Raw genomic sequence first — 17,279 nt, 5'->3', positions numbered from 1 at the left:
ATGCCCGCACAACGATCGGCCGCCGCGGCCGTCCGAATCCTCCTGGCGCTCTCCGGTGTCCTGGCGGCCGACTTGGCCTGGAGCGCCTCCGCGCCGGACCGCGTCGGCGCGGCGGTGGTCGGGGCGCGCTTGGCGGACCGGATCGTCGGCACCTGGGAACTCGTCTCCTACAAGGTCGAGGACAAGGAGACCGGCACGCTCGTCGACGCCATGGGCGGCACGCCGCGCGGTCGCGTCATCTTCACCAAGGACGGCTGGGTCGCCTTCAACCTCGAGGGCAGCGCCCGCACGCCGGCGACCACCGACGCCGAGCGGGCCGCGCTGATGAAGACCCTCGTCGCCTATATCGGCCGCTACCGGATCGAGGGTGACCAGTGGGTCACCAGCGTGCAGACCGCGTGGGCGCCCGAATGGGTCGGCACCGAGCAGCGCCGCACCATCCATATCGACGGCGACTACGCCGACGTCACGACTCCCTGGCGCGTGATGCCCAACTGGGATGACGGCCGCCTGTCGCGCAGTATCATCCGGTTCAAGCACATCCCGTAGCGGCGCGCCTTCGCCACGCCGTCGCGTCGAGCGACGGACCGGGCGACGGACCGGGCGACGGATCGGGCGACCGATCGCGGCCAGTCTATCGGCGGGTCGCCGCCATGCGCGCCGGTCGTCGCGACGGACTGACAGGATGGCGGCGATTGCAACCCTGGCAGTAATTGTCCTTTCAGGCCCCGTCCTCTATGAGGCCACCATCAATCTGCTGAGCCAAGCCAGCCAGCATCTTCCCGCCCACCCGGCAATCGCGCCACCGCGCGAGCGAGGTCTTGAACCGGTGATCCGTTCTCCGGCGAGATCGCGCGCCTAGGCGGAGGGAAGGCCTCTGCGTCGCGCGAGCGCGCCCCGTCGTCCCACGATCCGTGCGGCTCGGGGACGACGGACGCGATGCGGGCCAGGGCAGGACCGTCGTGCCGGGTTGAGCGAGACCGCGAGCGTGCCGCGACGGGAACGGGGAAACGATCCGGAAGGCCGGACGGGCGGGATTCGCGCCCGTCGCATCGAGTGTCTTCCGTACGCGCGGCGGCCGATCGGGCCGTGCGGTACGCAAAAGCGGGATCTGCCCATGCGTGGCGACGACGAGACCCAACACCGGCGCGACCGCCGGGCCGCGGACGTGCTGCCCCTGAGCCGGCGGCGGCTCCTCGGCACGGCCGCCACCGGCCTAGCGCTGGCGGCCCTGCCGGGCGCGCTGGCCCTGGCCGAGGGCGCGGACAGCAAGGTCGACGTGCTGCTGATCGGCGGCGGGATCATGAGCGCGACGCTGGGCGTCTGGCTGAACGCGCTGGAGCCGAACTGGTCGATCCAGATGGTCGAACGGCTGGATCAGGTCGCCCTCGAGAGCTCGAACGGCTGGAACAACGCCGGCACAGGACACTCGGCCCTGGCGGAGCTGAACTACACGCCCGAAAAGAAGAACGGGCAGATCGAGATCGCCAAGGCGGTGGAGATCAACGAGGCGTTCCAGGTGACCCGGCAGTTCCTAGCCCATCAGGTCAGGACCGGCGTGATGACGGACCCGCGCGCCTTCATCAACTACACGCCCCACATGAGCTTCGTCTGGGGCGACGACAACATCGCCTACCTGAAGAAGCGCTGGGAGGCCCTGAAGGCGAGCCCGCTCTTCGCCGGCATGGAGTACTCGGAGGATCCCGAGCAGCTCCGCAAGTGGGTGCCGCTGATGATGGAGGGCCGCGACCCGAAGCAGAAGGTCGCCGCGACTTGGTCGCCGCTCGGGACCGACTGCGAGTGGGGCGAGGTGACCCGCCAGTACGTCGCCCACCTGAAGAAGCAGCCGAGCTTCAACCTCCGGCTCTCCACCGAGGTCGAGAGCATCACCAAGAACGGCGACGGCTCGTGGCGGGTGACCGCCAAGAACCTGAAGGACGGGACGCGCCGGACGACCGACGCCAAGTTCGTGTTCATCGGCGCGGGCGGCGGTGCCCTGCACCTCCTGCAGAAATCCGGTATCCCCGAGGGCGACGAGTATGCCGGTTTCCCGGTGGGCGGCTCGTTCCTGATCAACGACAATCCCGACGTCGCCACGCTCCATCTTGCCAAGGCGTACGGCAAGGCGTCCGTGGGCTCCCCGCCGATGTCGGTGCCGCATCTCGACACCCGCGTGATCAACGGCAAGCGCGTGATCCTCTTCGGGCCGTTCGCGACCTTCTCGACCAAGTTCCTGAAGGAGGGCTCGTACTTCGACCTCCTCAGCTCCACGACCACCAGCAACATCTGGCCGATGATGAAGGTCGGCGTCGACGAGTTCCCGCTGGTCGAGTACCTGGCGGGGCAGCTGATGCTGTCGGACGACGACCGGATCGCGGCGCTGCGCGAGTACTTCCCGAAGGCCAAGAAGGAGGAGTGGCGCCTCTGGCAGGCGGGGCAGCGCGTGCAGATCATCAAGCGCGACCCGAACAAGGGCGGCGTGCTGAAGCTCGGCACCGAGATCGTCAACGCCAGGGACGGCAGCATCGCGGCGCTCCTCGGCGCCTCGCCCGGCGCCTCCACGGCGGCGCCGATCATGCTGCAGGTGCTGGAGAAGGTCTTCGCCCAGAAGGTCGCCACGCCGGAATGGCAGGCGAAGATCCGGGAGATCGTGCCGAGCTACGGCACGAAGCTCAACGACGATCCCGACCGTGTCGCGCGCGAATGGACTGACACGAGCGCGCAGCTCCAGCTCCCGACCCCGCCGCAGATCGACCGGGCCGTGCTGAAGCCGGTCTCGACCGGCAGCACCGTGCTGAACAGCAGCGCCACGCCGGTGAAGGAGCCGGTCCACGACCTCGCGCCGTGAGCGGCGCATCCCGGGGCGCCGACGGTCGCGCGCCCCGGGAGCGCGTCGGCGCTCAGAGCCCGACCCGACCCAGAGCCGGCAGCTTGAGACCGGGCCGGCGCAGGTCGATCCCGGCGACGCCGCCGAGCAGGTTCAGCTCCAGGCCCTCGACCCAGCCGAGGGTTACCCCGGCATAGCCACCGAGGTTGATGCGGATCCCGGTCCGCGACGGCGTCAGGCCGATCCAGCGCCCGTCATAGGGGAAGTCCTTGCCGATCGCGGTGGTGGGCAGGCTCTCGCGGATCTCCGGCACCGCCGCCATGACGGCGGCCACGAAGGTGTTCGAGTTCGGGCCGGGCCACACGACGTAGTCGCCGGGCCGGCTGAACCGGTACTCGGCCACGGCCTGCCGGATCCGCGGCAGCATCGCCTCCGCCTCGGCGCCGTCGGCCGCGAACACCACCGTCGGCGGGTTCCCGAACCAGCGTCCGTCCGGCACGAACCGGTCGACCCAGATCGGCTGGCCCCAGGCGGTGTAGTCGAACCGGCTGTAGGCGCGGGCGCCGCGCTCCTTGACGACGATCCAGCTATGCGTGGCCACGATGCCGCGCCAGCTCACGGTCCGCGCCGAGAAGATGCGCAGCACGGCGCCGGGATGCGCGTCCGCGCGCGGCAGCAGGCCGGCGCTGGACCGATCCGCCAGACGCCAGTCGCCGCTCGCCCGCGTCGCGTAGAGCAGGGCGGAGATCGCCACCGGCACGAGGAAGAGCGCGGCGAGCGCGAGGAGGGCGATCCTGAACAGGGTCACGGGCGGTCCGGGGGGGAGGGCGGGATAGAATCCGCATGTAGGAAGAGCCCGCATCCGCGAAACTGCGACCGACGCGCCCCGGGGCTGCGCGCGCGTCAGGGTGGGGAGGCGACGGCGTCCAGCAGCAGCGTCGCGGCGAGGAGATCGGCGCAGCCGCCGGGGCTCAGGCGCGCGGCTACGAAGGCGCGGTGGATCGCCGCCGCGCGCGCGCGCCAGTCGGGGGCCGCGATGCCTCCGGCGTCGAGAAAGGTCGCGGCGGCCGCGCGCGCGCCGACGAGGCCGTCGGCACCGCCGCGGTGCAGGAGGTTCGTGTCGTCGACGACCGCCAGGAGGGCGAAGAAGCAGTGCACGCGGGCCGCCTCGGCATCGTGGGGGGCGCACGATCGGCCGACGCGGAGAGCGGGCAGGGCGACGGCGCGGATGGTCGGAAAGCCCGCCGCGGCCTCGGCGCTGGCGCCACCGACGCCGAAGCGCCGCGCCGCGCGGCCGCCGTGGCTGACGGCCGAGACCGGCGCCCGGGTGATCGCTGTCCCCCAGAGATGACCGACCGCCTCCGCCAGCCCTTCGGCGCTCGCGCGCTCCGCACCGGGCCCCACGCCCCGCGCTCCCGCCGCGGCACAGATCAGCCCCAGCGAGAAGATGGCGCCCCGATGCGCGTTGACGCCGCCGGTCGCCCGCATCATCGCGGTCTCGGCGGCCAGACCGATTGCCCGGAGTTCCGCCATTCCCGCATCGCGGGCGCCCGCCGCGACCAGTTCCGCGAAGAACGGCCGGAGCGCCGCCGCGCTCCGGCGGAGCGTCTCCGCATCCATGTCGTCGTGGCTGCCGGAATCGACCGGGCTCACGAGGCCGGGCTTGGGCCAGGTCTCCAGTTCGCCGATGAGCGCCGCGTGCGCGAGAGCCGCGACGCGTTCGGCCCAGGGCGCGGCGGCGTTGCTCCGGTCCGCGCCCGGCGCGATGAGGCTCTGATCGTCGCGCAGGGTCGAAGCTCCCCAAGGGTTCGCCGGCGTGGCCGAAGCGGCGTCGGGCGGCCCGAGATATACCGGATGGCCGTGCCGGCACAGACGCGGCGTTCTCCGAGCCGGTTCGACTGTCCTGCCCTAGAAGGATCCGACGAAGCGCTCGGGCAGCGTCCAGAGGTCGGGCGCCTGGATCGCGCTCTTGCGCTCGATCGCGTCGGCGAACAGCCGCTTCGTGGTCTCGAAATGGGCCTCACCCGGACGCATCTGAACGGGGCGGCGCGGGACGCGACCGATATCGGCCTTCACGAAGGCCAGGAACTCCGTCGGGTCGATGGCGTGGTGGGAGTTCGGGATGCCGATCGGCGCGGCCGCATTCCGCTTCTGCTGACGCCTGAAGAGGATGTCGTGGTCCAGATACGCCAGGTGGAACAGGAACAGGTCGCGGAAATCGGGGCGGTGATCCTGGATCAGGCAGTGGAAGCCGACGTGCCAGTCGACCCGCTCCGACACGATGGTCGCCTTGCACAGGGTGGATATCGGCCGGATGTAGCCCCGCTGGCCGGAAATCGGCGCCGCGACGTCGATAGGAGCCTCGTCCCCGACGTGCATGACGTCGGCCCCGAACAGATCGAGGATGGGGGGCAGCGGCCGCGCCGCGATGTAATCGGAGAGAGTAGACGATACGTCCGGATCGGGGAGGATCAGCTCGTCGCTATCCGCATAGAGAACATATTTGAAGCCGATGAACAGCGATGCGCAGAAATCCCTGACCGTGTGGGCGCGCTCCCACTCGTTCAGGGGCAACCGCGGCAACCGGACGACGTTCGCGCGCAGTCCGGTCGTCGAGCCGTCGTCGGAACCGTGGTCGAGGATATAACAGTTTTCAGCCCCGACTTGTCGCTCGTAGTGCTTCAGCCAGAGCGGAAGCATGGTCTTCTCGTTGTAGGCCATCGTGACGGCGGCGAGCGGCCTCTTGTGCAACGGTATTCCTTCCCGCCAACGCGGCATTCACCGCGCGTCTACAGCGCATTCGCGAAGCGTTTGATCGGAGCTTAGTGGCAATGGATCGTGCGCAGCAACTCCTGAGGTCGTTGACCAAGGACGCCCGCATCGTGGAGATTGGCCCGAGCTTCAGCCCGCTCGCGCCGAAGCGCGACGGCTGGAACACATTCGTCATCGATCACGCGCCGCGCTCGGAGCTCATCGAGAAGTATCACGACCAGACGGTCGACCGCATCGAGGAGGTCGATTTCGTCTGGACAGGCGGCTCGATCGCGGACGCGGTCCCGGTCGACCAGCACGGCACCTTCGACGCGTTCATCGCCAGCCACGTCATCGAGCACACGACCGACATCGTGACCTTCCTGCGCGCCGCCGAGACGCTGCTTCGGCCGGACGGCGTGGTGATCCTGGCCGTGCCCGACAAGCGCAAATGCTTCGATTTCTACCGTTCCCTCACCGGGACGGCGGACGCGGTCGCGGCGTTCCTGGAGAAGCGGAACCGGCACACGGTCCGGACCCACATCGACTACGCCCTGAACATGGCGCTGAAGGACAACGGCACGGTCGGCGCTTGGTCGGGCCAGGACACGCGGCCGGCCATTCCCGCGAATCCGCTCACCGACGAGCCGCAGTGGCTCGGCGCCGCGCAACTGCCCTACTACGCCGACGCCCATGCCTGGGTGTTCGTGCCGGCGAGCTTCAATCTGATGATCCTGGAGCTGGCGCAGCTCGGCTACATCGATCTGCGCGTCGAGGATTTCCTCGACCGGGACGCGACGGAATTCTTCGTGTGGCTCCGCAAGGGACGCCAGCAGCTGGCGCCGGACGAGATCCGCGAGCAGCGCACCGCGCTGATGCAGCGCGCCATCGTTGAGCTGGCGGAACAGGTGCAGCAACTGCCCGAGACGTCCTTCGTCGAGATGGCCTCGGCGCGGGCGCTGCGGGATCAGCTCCTCAAGGCGACCTACCGGACCGAGGCGCTCCGCACCGTGCTGGCGGCGCTGCGGGCCAGCATCGGCCGTTTCGGGCTGGATCGGGCCAAGTTCAAGCGCCTGATCGGCGCAGCGAGCCAGAAGGTTCCGGGGAACCTCTCGGCGGCGGTCCAGCACAAGATCCTGCTGACCGAGGCGACCAAGATCCTCGACGGCATCACGAATTCTGCGGTCGAGACCGACGACCGGGATCCCGCCGTTATCGACGGCGCCGTCTTGGTGGCGCCGCTCGGCGCGGCCCAGTTCGGGGATCCGCTGCTTGCCGCCGAACTGGAGCGCGAGCGCCAGCGCGCCCGGGCCGTCCGCATGGTGCTGGACGCCGTGCTCGGAAGTCTGCGCGGCCGCGCCCTCGACAAGAAGCGGTTCCGGGACCTCGTCACGCAGGCGGCCGCGCGGACGCCGAATGACGGCCCCGAATCGGCGCGCCACGCGGTGCTGTCCGAGGAATCGCGGCGGGTCCTCGGCCTGCCGGTCGCCTGAGGCAGGCCTCGGCACCGACCGCGCCGTGGCGCGAGCGGGGCCCGGCGCGCCCGGAGCGGGCCCGGCCGGCCGTCACGCCGCAGACGCGACCGCCGGGGAGATGCGCTTGCGGGCCTTCTTGTCCTCGGTGCTGCTGACGAAGGCCTGCGCCTCCTCCTTGCGCTCGAAGACGTGCGGCGCGACCCCGCGCTTGTTCAGGGCCTCCTCCATCTTGAGGCGCAGGAAGGCGCTGGTCGCGTAGCGGGTCGTGGTCGCGTAGTAGTTCGCCTGCAGGTACTGGACCATGCCGGCGTAGTCGTCGACCAAGTTCTCGTTGAGCCGGAAGCCGTCGTGATTGATCACGGCGTTGACCCGCTGGCCCGCCTTCCGGCAGGCCTCGACGATGGTCATGCGCAGCTCGTCCATGTCGCCCTTCACCCGGCAGTACCAGCCTTCCAGGTTGACGAAGAGGATGTTGCGCTCGCCGTCGTAGCTGACGCGGGACTTCAGATCGAGGTTGAGCAGATCCGAGATCAGCTCCATCGGCTCCTCGCGGAAGATGCGCGGATCCATTGGCACCGGATTGCGCACGACGGGGGCGAAATCCATGTGGGCAAGGATGTCGCGCTCGATGTCGATCCCCGGCGCGACCTCGATCAGCTCCAAGCCCTCCGGAGTCAGCTGGAAGACGCAGCGCTCGGTCACGTAGAGGACCGGCTGCGACCGCTCGACCGCGTAGGGGCCCGAGAAGGTGTTCTGCTGGACCTGGGTGACGAACTTGCGGGCCCTGCCCTCATTCACGATGCGCACCTGACCGTCGGACACCGCGATCTCGAGACCGCCGGCCGTGAACGTCCCGGCGAACACGACGGTGCGGGCGTTCTGCGAGATGTTGATGAAGCCGCCGCAGCCGTTCAGCTTGCCGCCGAACCGCGAGGTGTTGACGTTGCCGGCCGCGTCGCACTCGGCCATGCCCAGGCAGGTCATGTCGAGGCCGCCGCCGTCGTAGAAGTCGAACATCTGGTTCTGGTCGATGATGCAGTCGGCGTTCGTGGCCGCGCCGAAGCTCGAACCGGACGCCAGCACCCCGCCGACCGCGCCCGCCTCGGTGGTGAGGGTGATGTAGGGGGTGATCTTCTCCTCGTTGGCGACCGACGAGATGCCCTCGGGCGCGCCGACGCCGAGATTGACCACGCCGTTCGGCGGCAGCTCGAAGGCGGCGCGGCGCGCGATGATCTTGCGCTCGTTGAGCGCCATCCGCTTGATGCCGGTGACCGGGACCCGGATCTCGCCGGCGAGCGCCGCGTCGTGCATCACGCCGTAGTTCATCCGGTGCATCTCGGGCTCGGCGACCACCACGCAGTCGACGAGGATGCCGGGCACGCGCACGTCCTTCGGCAGGAGGTAGCCGTCGTCGACGATGCGCTCGACCTGGGCGATGACGATGCCGCCGTTGTTGCGGGCCGCCATGGCCTGGGCGAGGCAGTCCAGGGTCAGCGCCTCCTTCTCGTAGGATAGGTTGCCCGACGGATCGGCCGAGGTGGCCCGGATGAAGGCCACGTCGATCTTGGTCGCCGTGTAGAACAGCCACTCCTCGCCATCGACCTCGACGAGCTTGACGATGTCCTCGGTGGTCAGTTCGTTGACCTTGGCGCCCCCGTGGCGCGGGTCGACGTAGGTCTTCAGGCCGACCTTCGAGAACAGGCCCGGCTGACCCGCCGCGCAGGCCCGGTAGAGCTGGGAGATCACGCCCTGGGGCAGGTTGTAGCCGCGGATCAGGTTGTCCTGCGCGGCCTTGGCGACCTTGGGCATGCGGCCGAAATTGGCCGCGATGACCCGCGTGAGGAGGCCGTCATGGTGAAGGCGGCCGGTGCCGAGCCCTTTGCTGTCGCCGGCGCCGGCCGTCATGATCAGGGTGAGGCCGCGGGGTGATCCGGTCTCGACGAACCGCTTCTCGAGGGCGGCGTGCAGGGCCTCCGGGATGCAGCTCTGGACGAACCCCGTGGTGGTCACGACGTCGTTCTCGCGGATCAGCGCGATCGCCTCTTCCGCCGAGATGACCTTGTTCTTCCTCATGGAGCCCGTGATCCTCCCCGGCACGTGGAGGAGCGGCCGGCCGTGATGCCCGTCGCCTCCGACTGTGCCATGCGCCGCCCCCGTGGTGCCGGGACGTCTCGGCCCCGGAGATCGGCTGAGTTTTGAATACGATCGTTATTGCACCGCATCAATATTTGCGGCATCGCACGAGGGCACATGCCGGCGCTGTGACAGTACTCCGAAAATGAGAGCCGGCGCTCCTGAAAAACTCTTCGGTCCACGATCAGAAAAATTGCGCGCATCGCGGGGCCGTCGGCCGCCTGTGCTCCGCCGCACGCGATTTCCATGGTCCGCGTGCGCCGCCTCACCGCGGCGTCCCGGGATCCGGTGTCTCTCGGTCTGGACACGACAGGAGGCGATCATGAACCGAGATCCGAGAGCCCGGAGCAGGCAGGCCGACGGCGAGGCCCGGACGGCGGAGTCCGACCGCGAGAATGATGCCCGCGCACGCGCGGCGGTGGTGGATGCCTGGCGCCGGGCACTGCTCCGGATGCGCGAGCGGCGCGCGACCGAGGACCGCACCGATCCGGGCCATTGAGGCCCGGGGAGAGCCGAGCGGACCGGTCCGGCGCCCGGCGGCGACGCGGGGCCGGCGGTCCGGATCGGGCCCCGACGTCGCCCGAATGGGGACGGGGACCGACCCTTTTTCTCTACTTGGCGCGACGCGGCGGGAGCGGCACAGCGTGAGCAACGAACGGGGAGTATGTGAGCCGATGGACGACGACGTCGCAGACGGCATGGACGGCGGCGACGCGAGTTCCGCGGCGGCTCAGGAGGCGAACGGGATCGCCTTCCTGCTGGCGAGCGCCGCCTACCTGACGCTCGCAGACGCGCATCTGCGGCGGGAAGGTCCGGAGGGGCTCGCCCTGATGGACGAGATCGAGGACCGGATCACGGAGGCCCTGCGGAGCTTCGTCGAGGAGACGTCCTACGAGGATGCGCGGCCGGACATCCTCCAGCACGCGACCCGCAAGGTCCGCGCCCTCCTCGAAGCGGGGCGCTCGCTGGCGCCGGAGATGCGGCGATTCCAGTGAGCACCGGCCCGGGCCGGACCGCGTGGCGGCGCGCTCGGGCCGGCGGGGCTCAGGCGCCCGGCGGTGAGGGCTTCGCGAAGCCGATATCGGCCGCGACACCGGCGAGCCGGTCGGGATCGCGCTCCTTGCGCTCGCTGTAGCGGTCCACGAGGTAATCGGCGCATCCGCGGGTCAGCAGCGTGAACTTCATGAGTTCCTCGCACACGTCGACGACCCGGTCGTAGAGCGGCCCGGGCCTCATACGGCCCGCCTCGTCGAACTCCCGGTAGGCCATCGGCACCGAGGACTGGTTGGGGATCGTGATCATCCGCATCCAGCGGCCGAGGAGGCGCAGGGCGTTCACGGCGTTGAAGCTCTGGGACCCGCCCGAGACCTGCATCACCGCGAGGGTCCGGCCCTGCGTCGGGCGCAGACTCCCCTCGGACAGGGGCAGCCAGTCGATCTGGCTCTTCATCACGCCGGTGAGCGCGCCGTGCCGCTCGGGCGAGACCCAGACCTGCCCCTCGGACCAGGCCGAGAGGGCGCGGATCTCCCGCACCTTCGGATGGTCGGCGGTCGCGTCGTCGGGCAGCGGCAGGCCGTCGGCGTGGTAGATGCGGACCTCGCCGCCCATCGCCTCCAGGAGCCGCGCGGCCTCATAGGCCAGGAACCGGCTGAAGGAGCGCTCGCGGAGCGACCCGTACAGGATCAGGAAGCGCGGCGCGTGCGCGAGCGGGGTCCCCCGACCGGCCCCGTCGGTCGGCGTTGCGAATTGCGCCGCGCTGAGATTCGGCAGGCCGTCACGGACCGAAGGGGCAGGGGCCGGGCTCTTGCTCACCGGGACGCTTTCTCATACGTTCAAACAACCGTTTGAAGATTGTCGGGAAAATGGACGACGCGCAAGCCCTGGCGGCCTTCGCGGCCCTGGCGCAGGAGCACAGGCTGCGGCTGGTGCGGGCGCTGGTGAGAGCCGGTCCGGAAGGCCTCGCCTCCGGGACGCTGGCCGGAGGCGGTCGGCGTGTCGGCCGCCACGGTGTCGCATCACCTGAAGGAACTGAGCCGCGCCGGGCTGGTCGGTTCGCGGCGCGACGGTCGCTCCATCCTCTACAGTGCCGCCTACCCGGTGCTGGCCGATCTGATCGCGTTCCTGATGCGCGATTGCTGCCAGGGCCGCGCGGAGATCTGCACGCCGGCGGCGGAGACCCTGGCCGCCTGCCTCAGCCCCTCGGGAGATGCAGCACATGTCTGAGCCGTTCGACGTCGTGATCTACCACAATCCGGCCTGCGGCACGTCGCGCAACACCCTCGCGATGATCCGTAACGCCGGGATCGAGCCCCACGTGATCGAGTATCTCAAGACGCCGCCGGCCCGCGCGCTGCTGCTGCAGCTCCTCGACCGCGCCGGGCTGTCGGTGCGCGACGTGCTCCGGGAGAAGGGCACGCCCTACGCCGAGCTCGACCTCGGCAACCCGGACCTGACCGACGGGCAGTTGCTCGACGCCGTCGCGGCGCATCCGGTCCTGCTCAACCGGCCGCTCGTGGTCACGCCGAAGGGCGTACGCCTGTGCCGCCCCTCGGAGGCGGTGCTGGATCTCCTGCCGCCGCAGCGGGGCGGGTTCGTGAAGGAGGACGGCGAGCCGGTAATCGACGAGCAGGGCCGCCGTGTCGCCACGGCCTGAGCGCCCGCGGGCCGTGGCGGCGGCGGTCCGGACATGAGCGAAGCCAGCCGCTGGCCGGTGATCGCCGCACTCGGCGTCGTGGAGATCCTCGCCTGGGGCTCGTCGTTCTACCTGCCGGCGGTGATGGCGGCCCCCATCGCCGAGAGCACCGGCTGGCCCCTCGCCTGGGTGGTCGGCGGACTGGCCTTCGGCCTCCTCGTCGCGGCCCTCGCCTCGCCGCATGTCGGGGCGGCGATCCACCGGCACGGCGGGCGGCCGGTCCTCGCCCTCGCGGCGCTGCTCCTCGCCGCCGGGCTGACCGTCGTGGCCGTGGCGCCGAACCTGCCGATCTATCTCGCCGGCTGGCTGATCCTCGGCGCCGGCATGGGCTGCGGCCTGTATGACCCCGCCTTCGCGACCCTCGGGCGGCTCTACGGCGCGGCCGCGCGGCCGGCCATCACCACGCTGACCCTCTGGGGCGGGTTCGCCAGCACCGTGTGCTGGCCGCTCTCGGCCTTCCTGGTGGCCCATGTCGGCTGGCGGGGCGCCTGCCTCACCTATGCCTGCCTGCACCTCGCGGTGACGCTGCCGCTCATCCTAGCGATGATCCCGCACGCGCCGGCACTCCCGGTCTCCGACGGGCCACAGGAGGCGGGGTCCGCGCCGCTATCGTCCCGGGAGCGCCGCGCGTTCCTGCTGTTCGCGGGGGTGCTGGTCCTCGGCGGCGCGATCATGTCCCAGGTCTCGGTCCACCTGCTCACCCTGCTGCAGGCGCGCGGCGGGTCGCTCGCCGCCGCCGTCTCGTACGGGGCGCTGATCGGGCCCGCGCAGGTGAGCGCCCGCGTCGCCGAGATCTCCCTCAAGGGCCGCCACCACCCGCTCTGGACACTGACGGCCGCCTTCGGCCTGATCGCCCTCGGGCTGTGGCTCCTCGCGGCCGGGCTGCCGGGCGTGGCGCTCTGGCTGGTGCTCTACGCGGGCGGCAACGGGATCTACTCGATCGCCCGCGGCACGGTCCCGCTCGCCCTGTTCGGCCCCGTGCGCTACCCGCTGGTGGTCGGCCGCCTCGCCCGGCCGGCCCTGGCCGCCCAGGCCCTGGCGCCGCCGGCTGGGGCCGTCGTGCTCACCCATGTCGGGCCGGGGGCCCTGTGGTGGGTGCTCCTCGCGCTGGCGCTCGCCGCCCTGGGCCTGATCGGGGCGCTGTGGCGCGCGCGGTGACGGCGGGCCGGTAGGATCAGCGGATGCCGCCGTCGCGCAGGCGGTACCAGGCGATGATCGCCGAGACGTACAGCCGGTTCAGCCCGTGGAGCGGCAGCGGCCTGATCGGCGTCAGCGGCAGGGGCAGGTTGCCGGCATCTCCGGTCGCGATGTAGGCGGCCATCGCCCGGCCCATCGCCGACTGGAGGCCGACGCCCCGGCCCTGGCAGCCGATATCGATGAGGAGCCCGGGGGCTGGCTCGTGGAGATGGGGCAGGTAGTCCCGGGTGATCGCGACGCGGCCGCACCAGCGATGGTCGAAGGCGATCCCGTCGAGCTGGGGGAAGAGCTTGCCGACGATCCGCTCGAGATGGGCCCAGTCGGCGGGGTCGCGCGGCTCCCGGAACGGACCGCGGCCGCCCATCAGCAGGCGTCCGGTATGGTCGAGGCGGAAGTAGAGCAGGAGCTTGCGCGTGTCCGAGGAGACGTGGCCTTCGGGCAGGATCGAGCGCCGCAGGTTGTCGGTCAGCGGCACCGTGGCGACCTGGAACGAGTTCGCCGCGATCACCGTCCGCGCGAGGTTCGGCCACAGGCCGCCCGTGTAGCCGTTGGTGCACAGCACGACCCGGCCGGTCGTCACCCGCTCGCCCTGGGCCGTGGTGACGGTCCAGCCCGATCCGGTCCGTTCGAGGCCGGTGACCGGGGATCCGCCGTGGATCGTGGCGCCGGCCTTCTGGGCGGCCCGGGCGAGGCCGCGGGCGTAGCTCAGGGGCTGGATCGCCCCGCCGCGGCCGTCGAGCCAGCCGCCGAGATAGCGGTCGGTCCCCAGCAGCTGCTCGGTCTCGGCCCTGTCGAGGACGCGGGTGGGCGCACCGAGATCCGCCCACTGGGCCGCCCGCTTGGCGACCTCGGCGAGCCCGGCCTCGGTGTGGGCGCCCTGGATCCAGCCGGCGCGGGAATGCGGCACGTCCATCCCGTGCCGGGCGATGAGGTCGAACACGACGTCGGCGGTCCCGCCGGCGAAGCGCGCGAGCCGCTCGCCGCGCTCCCGACCGAACCGCGCCACGAGGTCGGCGGGATCGTATTTCAGGCCCGGGATGACCTGGCCGCCGTTGCGACCGGACCCGCCGTAGCCGACCTCCTGCGCCTCGAGCACAACGGGTCGGATGCCGCGCTCGGCGAGATGCAGGGCGGTGGACAGGCCGCAGAACCCGCCGCCGACGATCACCACCTCGGCCAGGCCGGATCGGGCCAGCGGCGGCGTGTCCGGCGCGGGCGCCGCCGTCGTGGCCCAGAGCGAGGGTGCGAGCGGGAACGGTTCGGCCACGGCGTGTCCTAGAGCGGGTGCAGCACGCGCTGCAGGAAGTCCCGGGTACGCGGATTCTGCGGCCGGTTGAGGACCTCGGCGGCCGGCCCCTGCTCGACGAGACGGCCGCCGTCGAGGAAGAGGACCCGGTCGGCGACCTCGCGGGCGAAGCCGATCTCGTGGGTGACCACGAGCATCGTCATACCCTCGTCGGCGAGGGCGCGCATGACCTTCAGCACGTCGCCGACGAGCTCGGGATCGAGGGCCGAGGTCGGCTCGTCGAACAGGATCGCCTCCGGCCGCATGGCGAGCGCCCGGGCGATCGCGACGCGCTGCTGCTGCCCGCCGGAGAGCTCGTTCGGCCGGGCGTGCTCCTTGCCCGAGAGCCCGACCCGGGCGAGCAGGGCGCGCGCCCGCTCCTCGGCCTCGCCCCGGGGCTCGCCCTTCACGTGGATCGGCCCCTCGACGACGTTCTCGAGCGCCGTCCGGTTGGCGAACAGGTTGAAGCGCTGGAAGACCATGGAGACCCGAGTGCGGATCGCCTTGATGCCGCGCTTGTCCCGGTCGACCCGCTGCCCGTCGACGCGGATCTCGCCGCCGTCGTAGGCCTCGAGCCCGTTGATGCAGCGCAGGAGGGTCGACTTGCCGGATCCCGAGGGCCCGATGATGCAGACGACCTCGCCCTTGGTGACCTCGGCCGAGACGCCCTTGATCACCTCCAGCGCGCCGTAATGCTTGCGGACGTCCTCCAGCACGATCATCGATGCCGTCCCTTCGCCTCGAAGTGGCGGACCAGCAGGATCAGCGGCAGGCTCAGCGCGAGGTACATCAGCGCCACCAGCGTGTAGACGCTGGTGTTCTTGAAGGTCGACGAGGCGATCAGCTTTCCCTGGAGCGCCAATTCGGCGACCGTGATGGTCGAGGCCTGCGACGAGTCCTTGAGCATCATGATCATGATGTTGCCGTAGGGCGGCAGCGCAATCCGGATCGCCTGCGGCAGGATCACCCGCCGCATGGTCATGCTCCAGCCCATGCCGATCGACAGCGCCGCCTCGACCTGGCCGCGATCCACCGCCTCGATGCCGGCGCGGAAGTTCTCGGCCTGATAGGCCGAGTAGGCGATGCCGAGCCCGATGATCGCCGCCTGGACCGCGGTGAGCGACAGGCCGAAATCGGGCATCACGAAGTAGATGTAGAACAGCTGCACGATGATCGGGATGCCGCGCAGGATGTTGATCATCACCGCGCTGAAGCCCGACAGGATCGCGATGCCGGAGACCCGCATCACCGCCCAGACCAGCCCGAGCAGCGTCGAGACCACCAGGGACGCGATCGTGATCAGGATCGTGAGCTGCACGCCCTGCAGCAGGATCGGCAGGTAGTCCTGGGCGTCGGCGAGGAACTCGCGCATGAAGGTCAGGACCGGTCGGCCGACGGCGGCAGACCCCACTTGGTCAGGATCGCCTGGAGCGTCCCGTCGGCCTTCAGCTTGGCGAGCGCCTTGTCGATCTTGGCGAGGAGCTCGGTGTCGGTCTTGCGGACGCTGAGGCCGACCGAGGCGACGACGGTCGGCTTGAAGGTCTCGACGAGGCGGACGCCGGGAAACAGGCCCTGCTTGACGTAGTAGGCGAGGATCGGCGCGTCGGCGAAGCCGGCCTTCAGCCGCCCGGAATTGACGTCCCGGATGATGTCGGGGATCGCGTCGTAGATCTTCACCTCGTTGAAGAGGCCCGACTTCTTCAGCGGCTCGACGAAGGCGGTGCCGACCTGGGCGCCCACCGTCTCGCCCTTCAGGTCAGCGAAGGACGTGTAGTCCTTCATGTCGGTCTTCGGGACGATCAGCCCCTCGCCGTAGCTGTAGACGGGCGCCGAGAACGACACGACCTCCTTGCGCTGCGGCGTGATGAACATCGCCGCCGCGATGATATCGATCTTCGAGGCGGTGAGCGCCGGGATCAGCGTCGAGAATTGCAGCGGCTCGACCGCGACCGTGAAACCCGCCTCCTTGCTGACCGCGTTGACGAGGTCGACCATCACGCCTTGAATGCTGTTCGTCTTGGTATCGAGGAAGGTGAAGGGCAGGCCGGTGGGCGTCGATCCCACCTTCAGGGCCTGCGCGCCGACGGGGGCGCCGAGGACGCCGAGGAGCAGCGCCGACGACAGACACAGCTTGGCCAACCGTCTTCCCATGGTGCCGCTCCCGTGCAGTGCCCGGGTCACGCGGCGGAAGCCGGGCCCGATTTCATTCTCGTGAAGAATACCGCACGTTTTCGGTATCGACGCAAGCGACTTTCACGTGCATGAAGAAGCGCACGAGAGGCAGGCTGGCGTGACGGTGAGCATCCCCCGAGGCGAGGCAACGGGTCCGGAACCGGTCGACCGGGCTGTGGGTCAGCGCCTGCGCGGCCTGCGTCGCGCGCGCGGACTCTCGCTGGAGGCGGTGGCGTCCAGCACGGGCCTGTCGATCGGCTTCATCAGCCAGGTCGAGCGGGGCCTGTCGTCGCCGTCCCTGCGAGTCCTGGCGCTGCTCGCCGACACGCTGCAGATCGGGATCGGCGGCCTGTTCGAAGCGGGGCCGGACGCGCCCGACCCGGATCCCATCGTCGTGTTCCGGAAGGACCGGCCGGAACTTCAGCTCTGGCGGGCCGGCATCACCAAGCAGCTCCTGACCCCGCCAGGGGGTACGCAGGGGATGAGCCTGTTCCACATGGTGCTGAAGCCCGGCGCGAGCACCGGCGACGAGCCCTTCAGCCACGACGGCGAGGAAGCCGGCCTCGTCCTCGCGGGGCGCCTCACCCTGATCGTCGAGGCGCGGACGCTCCAGCTCGCGGAGGGCGACAGCTTCCGCTTCGAGAGCCGGCGGCCGCACCGCTTCAGCAATCCCGACCCGCGCAGCCAGACCACCGTCCTGTGGGTCAACGTCCTCGGATCACCGGCGACGACGTGAGCGGGGCGCGG

General features: G+C 70.4%; 17 protein-coding genes and 1 pseudogene. 9 read left to right on the top strand and 9 right to left on the bottom strand.

The window, feature by feature from the left end; all coding sequences use genetic code 11:
- Together ABIC30_RS05925 and mqo are read left to right on the top strand one after the other, a co-directional pair.
- A complete protein-coding gene (locus ABIC30_RS05925) occupies positions 1 to 549 on the top strand; it encodes a lipocalin-like domain-containing protein (protein ID WP_234081041.1) in 549 nt (182 codons plus the stop codon).
- A gap of 568 nt (positions 550 to 1,117) precedes the next feature.
- Positions 1,118 to 2,848: a malate dehydrogenase (quinone) gene (gene mqo / locus ABIC30_RS05920; protein WP_331327028.1), complete on the top strand. Its 1,731-nt coding sequence runs from the start codon at positions 1,118 to 1,120 to the stop codon at positions 2,846 to 2,848.
- 52 nt (positions 2,849 to 2,900) lie between these two features.
- Here the strand turns inward: mqo and ABIC30_RS05915 are convergent, their stop codons facing one another.
- From ABIC30_RS05915 to ABIC30_RS05905, 3 genes are all read right to left on the bottom strand, one after another.
- Positions 2,901 to 3,635 (bottom strand): DUF3750 domain-containing protein, encoded by a 735-nt coding sequence (locus ABIC30_RS05915; protein WP_331298416.1) that lies wholly within the window; start codon positions 3,633 to 3,635, stop codon positions 2,901 to 2,903.
- Between the two features lie 95 nt (positions 3,636 to 3,730).
- Positions 3,731 to 4,594, bottom strand: coding sequence for a triphosphoribosyl-dephospho-CoA synthase MdcB (gene mdcB, locus ABIC30_RS05910; protein ID WP_331327042.1), 864 nt, complete (start codon positions 4,592 to 4,594; stop codon positions 3,731 to 3,733).
- A 141-nt stretch (positions 4,595 to 4,735) separates the two neighbouring features.
- Complete coding sequence (locus ABIC30_RS05905) at positions 4,736 to 5,578, bottom strand: glycosyltransferase family 2 protein (protein WP_020091717.1); 843 nt, start codon at positions 5,576 to 5,578, stop codon at positions 4,736 to 4,738.
- Between the two features lie 80 nt (positions 5,579 to 5,658).
- Between ABIC30_RS05905 and ABIC30_RS05900 the strand changes: the two genes are divergently transcribed.
- Positions 5,659 to 7,071, top strand: coding sequence for a class I SAM-dependent methyltransferase (locus tag ABIC30_RS05900; RefSeq protein WP_331327026.1), 1,413 nt, complete (start codon positions 5,659 to 5,661; stop codon positions 7,069 to 7,071).
- Positions 7,072 to 7,143: 72 nt separating this feature from the next.
- Here the strand turns inward: ABIC30_RS05900 and ABIC30_RS05895 are convergent, their stop codons facing one another.
- Positions 7,144 to 9,126, bottom strand: coding sequence for an acyl CoA:acetate/3-ketoacid CoA transferase (locus tag ABIC30_RS05895; protein ID WP_091678679.1), 1,983 nt, complete (start codon positions 9,124 to 9,126; stop codon positions 7,144 to 7,146).
- Positions 9,127 to 9,508: 382 nt separating this feature from the next.
- Here ABIC30_RS05895 and ABIC30_RS05890 point away from each other — a divergent pair, with 382 nt between their 5' ends.
- Both ABIC30_RS05890 and ABIC30_RS05885 read left to right on the top strand, forming a co-directional pair.
- Positions 9,509 to 9,685 (top strand): hypothetical protein, encoded by a 177-nt coding sequence (locus ABIC30_RS05890; protein ID WP_331327025.1) that lies wholly within the window; start codon positions 9,509 to 9,511, stop codon positions 9,683 to 9,685.
- 175 nt (positions 9,686 to 9,860) lie between these two features.
- Positions 9,861 to 10,181, top strand: coding sequence for a hypothetical protein (locus ABIC30_RS05885; protein ID WP_020091721.1), 321 nt, complete (start codon positions 9,861 to 9,863; stop codon positions 10,179 to 10,181).
- A gap of 49 nt (positions 10,182 to 10,230) precedes the next feature.
- On the opposite strand, the gene arsH is transcribed toward ABIC30_RS05885, so the two are convergent.
- Positions 10,231 to 10,998, bottom strand: a complete 768-nt coding sequence (gene arsH / locus ABIC30_RS05880; RefSeq protein WP_419512054.1) for an arsenical resistance protein ArsH — start codon at positions 10,996 to 10,998, stop codon at positions 10,231 to 10,233.
- A gap of 50 nt (positions 10,999 to 11,048) precedes the next feature.
- Between arsH and ABIC30_RS05875 the strand changes: the two are divergent.
- The 3 genes and pseudogenes from ABIC30_RS05875 to ABIC30_RS05865 all read left to right on the top strand — a co-directional run bounded on the left by ABIC30_RS05875 (position 11,049) and on the right by ABIC30_RS05865 (position 13,036).
- A pseudogene (locus ABIC30_RS05875) lies at positions 11,049 to 11,409 on the top strand (ArsR/SmtB family transcription factor).
- Positions 11,402 to 11,839, top strand: coding sequence for an arsenate reductase (glutaredoxin) (arsC, locus tag ABIC30_RS05870; protein WP_331327023.1), 438 nt, complete (start codon positions 11,402 to 11,404; stop codon positions 11,837 to 11,839). Before ABIC30_RS05875 ends, arsC begins: the two are co-directional and overlap by 8 nt.
- Positions 11,840 to 11,872: 33 nt before the next feature.
- The gene (locus tag ABIC30_RS05865) at positions 11,873 to 13,036 is read left to right on the top strand and encodes an MFS transporter (RefSeq protein WP_331327022.1); all 1,164 of its coding nucleotides are present in this window, start codon (positions 11,873 to 11,875) and stop codon (positions 13,034 to 13,036) included.
- 16 nt (positions 13,037 to 13,052) lie between these two features.
- Here the strand turns inward: ABIC30_RS05865 and ABIC30_RS05860 are convergent, their stop codons facing one another.
- The 4 genes from ABIC30_RS05860 to ABIC30_RS05845 are packed head-to-tail and all read right to left on the bottom strand — an operon-like array spanning position 13,053 to position 16,511.
- Positions 13,053 to 14,342: an NAD(P)/FAD-dependent oxidoreductase gene (locus tag ABIC30_RS05860; RefSeq protein ID WP_331327021.1), complete on the bottom strand. Its 1,290-nt coding sequence runs from the start codon at positions 14,340 to 14,342 to the stop codon at positions 13,053 to 13,055.
- Between the two features lie 8 nt (positions 14,343 to 14,350).
- Positions 14,351 to 15,082 (bottom strand): amino acid ABC transporter ATP-binding protein, encoded by a 732-nt coding sequence (locus ABIC30_RS05855; RefSeq protein ID WP_020091727.1) that lies wholly within the window; start codon positions 15,080 to 15,082, stop codon positions 14,351 to 14,353.
- Positions 15,079 to 15,732 carry an amino acid ABC transporter permease gene (locus ABIC30_RS05850; RefSeq protein ID WP_331327040.1) on the bottom strand — a complete coding sequence of 218 codons (654 nt, stop codon included), beginning with the start codon at positions 15,730 to 15,732 and terminating at the stop codon, positions 15,079 to 15,081. The genes ABIC30_RS05855 and ABIC30_RS05850 overlap by 4 nt, the downstream gene beginning before the upstream one ends.
- A gap of 5 nt (positions 15,733 to 15,737) precedes the next feature.
- Positions 15,738 to 16,511, bottom strand: a complete 774-nt coding sequence (locus ABIC30_RS05845; RefSeq protein WP_331327020.1) for an ABC transporter substrate-binding protein — start codon at positions 16,509 to 16,511, stop codon at positions 15,738 to 15,740.
- A 139-nt stretch (positions 16,512 to 16,650) separates the two neighbouring features.
- On the opposite strand from ABIC30_RS05845, the gene ABIC30_RS05840 reads away from it, so the two are divergent.
- Positions 16,651 to 17,268 (top strand): helix-turn-helix domain-containing protein, encoded by a 618-nt coding sequence (locus tag ABIC30_RS05840; protein WP_026604724.1) that lies wholly within the window; start codon positions 16,651 to 16,653, stop codon positions 17,266 to 17,268.
- Positions 17,269 to 17,279 lie beyond the last annotated feature (11 nt).

It is taken from the genome of Methylobacterium sp. 1030, assembly GCF_040544715.1.
In the GTDB taxonomy this organism is placed as follows: Bacteria; Pseudomonadota; Alphaproteobacteria; order Rhizobiales; family Beijerinckiaceae; genus Methylobacterium.
The sequence above is the reverse complement of the archived record's forward strand: the minus strand, read 5'-3'. Positions and strand labels throughout refer to the sequence as shown.